The sequence below is a fragment of the Protofrankia symbiont of Coriaria myrtifolia genome (genome assembly GCF_900634755.1).
Taxonomy (GTDB): Bacteria; Actinomycetota; Actinomycetes; order Frankiales; family Frankiaceae; genus Protofrankia; species Protofrankia coriariae.
On sequence record NZ_CAAAFS010000326.1, the window covers coordinates 1 to 3,826 of the forward strand.

Annotated in this window: 4 protein-coding genes; 2 read left to right on the forward strand and 2 right to left on the reverse strand. The window is 73.2% G+C overall.

Annotated features, from left to right (window positions below; all coding sequences use genetic code 11):
- Window positions 1–82: 82 nt before the first annotated feature.
- Both CM1CMNOD_RS19135 and CM1CMNOD_RS19140 read right to left on the reverse strand, forming a co-directional pair.
- Window positions 83–1,342 carry a hypothetical protein gene (locus CM1CMNOD_RS19135; RefSeq protein WP_013875236.1) on the reverse strand — a complete coding sequence of 420 codons (1,260 nt, stop codon included), beginning with the start codon at window positions 1,340–1,342 and terminating at the stop codon, window positions 83–85.
- Window positions 1,343–1,499: 157 nt separating this feature from the next.
- Window positions 1,500–1,754, reverse strand: coding sequence for a MoaD/ThiS family protein (locus CM1CMNOD_RS19140; RefSeq protein ID WP_013875237.1), 255 nt, complete (start codon window positions 1,752–1,754; stop codon window positions 1,500–1,502).
- Between the two features lie 447 nt (window positions 1,755–2,201).
- On the opposite strand from CM1CMNOD_RS19140, the gene CM1CMNOD_RS19145 reads away from it, so the two are divergent.
- Both CM1CMNOD_RS19145 and CM1CMNOD_RS19150 read left to right on the forward strand, forming a co-directional pair.
- On the forward strand, window positions 2,202–2,951 hold the full coding sequence (locus CM1CMNOD_RS19145) for a winged helix-turn-helix domain-containing protein (protein ID WP_013875239.1): 750 nt from the start codon (window positions 2,202–2,204) through the stop codon (window positions 2,949–2,951).
- A 327-nt stretch (window positions 2,952–3,278) separates the two neighbouring features.
- Window positions 3,279–3,826, forward strand: a 548-nt coding sequence (locus CM1CMNOD_RS19150) for a GNAT family N-acetyltransferase (RefSeq protein WP_131774106.1), incomplete at its 3' end; no start/stop codon positions are given.

The window sequence follows — 3,826 nt, forward strand, 5'->3', positions numbered from 1 at the left end:
CCGCTTACCCCAACACCGGCTGGGCTGTTTCACCGCGGTCCGGATCGTCTCGGCGCGGTCTGGGCTGCGCGTCGGGTGTCGGTCATCCCAGCAGCAGGTGGCCCACCGCATACACGAACGCGGCGGCCGCAGCCAGCGGGAGGATCGCTACCAGCGGCCATCCGGCGGGGTGGCCGTCATGGTGGGGCGCCTGCCCGGGGACGCCGGCGGGCACCGCCGCGCCGCCTGGCCCGGCCACCGGCTCGGTGCAGATCCCGGTAGCCGCGCGGGCGACGGCACGGTCGGCGACAACCGCCGCCACAGCAGCGGCAGCCGCGATCAGCGCCGCCTCCCAGGCGGCCGAATCGTCCGCGAACCCGCCGAGGAGAGCACCCGCGCCGATACCCGCGGCAAGCCCGACGGCTGGCACGACAGCCAGTGCGACGGCCGGCCCGCCGGCCCGCCGGCCAGGGCGAACGCTGCCCCGCCCGGCGGGTCCCACCGTTCCCACGGGTCCGGCGAACGCCCCCGCGCGCAGCCTCACGGCACACAGCCGTGTGACGAGCACGGCCGTACCCGCGCCCAGCAGACCGGCGGCCAGCACCGTGGGGCCGACCACCCGGCCGTCCGGCGCCCGGATGGCGGCCACGTTCAGACAGCCGGCCAGCAGAGCGACCAGGACCACCCCGCTCAGGCCCGCGGCCATGTCGACCGTGACCGTCGCCGACCGTCCCGCGGGGGAACCGTGACGGCGAGCAGCGGCCCGCGGCCTTCCCGCCCCGAGCAGCCGCCTGACCGGCGCCACGGAAAGAACATGATCACTCCACTGCCGGGCCCGGGCCACCGCGGGCAGCCCGGCCCGCGGCGGAGCGCCGGCGGCCTCCGCCCGCCCGCGCCGTCTGGCCAACTGGACGAGGATGACCGCCACCACGGCGGGACCGATGACCCCGGCCAGGTTCCCGATCCCGTCGGAATCGGTCAGCGCGGCGGTGGCGTCCGCGGCCAGCGCCGCCACCAGCACGATCGCGAGGGTCCCGGTCGACGCTCCGAGCGCACGCACCCAGGCCCGGCCGAGCAGGACCCCTTCGACAGCGATGACGGCGGCGAGCGGAAGCCGCCCCACGGACGCGGCGAGCACCGGTACGACAGCGGCGACGGCGACGCAGAGGCCGACGAGGGCCGTGCGGAGGCCGTCCGGTCGCCGCGGGGGGCTGTCCGCCGACGTGCCGGCCGGCTTCGTCCTGAGGGCCGTCCTGCCTCCGCGGGCGCACACGCCCCCATGTTCCCACGGCTGCTGTGGACGGCCGTGGACGACAGCGACGAACCGGGTGAAACACCCAGGGGACGCCCGGACGGGTGTCACCGCCACACTCCGACGTCGGCCGGAGCAGTCCTCGGCTCCTCGTGGCTCCTCGTGGCTCCTCGCGACTCCCCGTGGCTCCCCGTGGCTCCCCGTGGCTCCTCGTGGCCGTGGCCATCCCGATGCCGCACCGAGCGGGGCGGCATCGGGGCAGGACGGCTCACCCGCCGGCGAACGGCGGCAGCACCTCCACGACAGCGCCGTCCGTGAGCGTCACATCGGCATGGTCACGGTGACCGACCGGCAGGTCGTCCACCAGGAACGCGCAGCGGGTCAGCAGTTCCGCGAGGGTGCCCGGGTGGTGTTTCGCCACGGTTGCCAGCAGGTGGGCAAGGGTCTCGGCGTCCTGCCGCTCCTCGGGCACGCCGGCCGCGTGCCGGGCAGCGGCCCAGTAGCGGACCGTCACGCGGGCCATCGACCCATCCTCCCGCTGTTGTCCACCCCGGCATCCTCGACCTCCCGAGGGACGTCGTGGTCACCGAGAGCGCGTCCGATCCAGGGCCGGCCAGGGTCGCGCTGGCCGGCCGCGAGCGTGTCGACGCAACGCCCGAGGGGGTCGGCACCGACCTCTAGCGGGAGCTAGTCACGAAATCCGGAAAAGCCACGAGCGGCGACCCCGTCAAGATCAAAATCTTGGCTGGTTACGGAACGATCACGGTAACGATGGACCGTGGCGAGAATCTCAGCGCCCACAGCGGGGAGAACTCCTCATGCGGTAGGAGTGGAGTACGACACTCCGCTATCCTCCCCACAGGCCGGTCTTCGTTTCGCGCCCATGACGGCCGTGGAACGCGAACCGACCGCAACGTATCCGTGGGTCGACGCTGCCCCAACATCGCAACCGAACCCTGGAGGAGTCAACTTGAGCGTCGTCCTGTTGCTCACCAACGCTCCCGGACCGTCCGCGGAGTCCTTTCCCTCACTCGGGCTCCTGACCCACACCGTTCGCGTCGCCCCGCTCGAGGCCAGCGCGCTCCTTGACGCTCCCCCGGTGGACGTCGTGGTGGTGGACGGGCGTCGGGAACTGGTCGTCGCCCGTGGCCTGTGCCGCCTGCTGCGCACGACCGGGCTCACCACCGCGCTGCTCGCCCTTGTCACCGAAGGTGGGCTGGCCGCTGTGTCGGCCGACTGGGGCGTCGACGACGTCGTGCTCGACAGCGCCGGACCGGCCGAGGTCGAGGCGCGGCTGCGGCTCGCGATCGGCCGGGTGGCGGCCGCCGGCGGTACCGCCGAAGCCGGTGTCATCCGCTCCGGCGACCTGTCGGTGGACGAGACCACCTACTCGGCCAAGCTGCGTGGCCGTCCGCTTGAGCTCACCTTCAAGGAGTTCGAGCTGCTGAAGTACCTCGCGCAGCACCCGGGCCGGGTCTTCACCCGCGCCCAGCTCCTGCAGGAGGTCTGGGGTTACGACTACTACGGCGGCACCCGGACCGTCGACGTCCACGTGCGTCGCCTGCGGGCCAAGCTCGGCCCGGAGCACGAATCGATGATCGGCACCGTGCGGCACGTCGGTTACAAGTTCGTCGCTCCTCCGATCGCCCCGCTTCCCGGCGGCGAGGCGGTGTCCGGCTCCGACAGTCGGGAAGTAATACGTACTCCCGAACGCGTGTAGTGCCCGTCAGGGTCCGGGTGGTTCCAGCCGGAGTCCGGGTCCGCCGGACCGGTCATGTCGCTTTACCCGGACCTCCGGGCCGTTTCGTGACATGGCGGGAACCTCGGCGCGAGAAAACGTACGGTGTCATCTCCGGACGGGCACGACACGCCCGTCCGACGCTGTGACCAGCAGGTGTTCGCGCGCCGGGGCTCCCGCCGCCACGGCATCGTCCGATATCCGGCCAGCGATGTGGTCAAGCAGGATTCGTGACCGAACCGCGAAGTCTCCGGCCACGTCAGGCCCGCTCGGATGAAAGTCGGTACGGAACACCATAATGTCGCGGGAATGAAACTGCGCTGGACGCGGCACCTGGCTCCCCGGACAGTGGACGACCTGCGGCACCTGGTAGCCGCGGCCGCGGAGACCGACGGAGTCGGCCCGCTGTCCGACGACGCCGCGTTACGGCTGACGACGCAGCCGCTGACCGCCGCGCAGCACCTGATCGTCACCGTCCCGGGCCCCGCGGCGCCCGCGGGCGTCCCGGCCGGCGCGGCCTCCCAGGACGGCGAGGCGGCGGCCTCCCGGAACAACGCGGGGACCGCCCGGTACGACGACGCGGGAACAGACGCGGGAACGATCGCCGGATACGCCCATCTGGCCACCCCTGACGACCACGACTGGCAGGCGGAGGTCGTCGTGCACCCCGCCCACCGCCGCCAGGGTGTCGGCGGGCACCTGCTGGCCGCCCTGACCGCAGCCGCCGACCAGGCCGGCGCGGACCTGCACGTCTGGGCGCACGGCGACACACCCGCGGCGGCGGCCCTGGCGGACAGGTACGGCTTCGCCCGGCAGCGGATGCTGTGGCAGATGCGCCGCCCGCTGCCCGCCCCGGG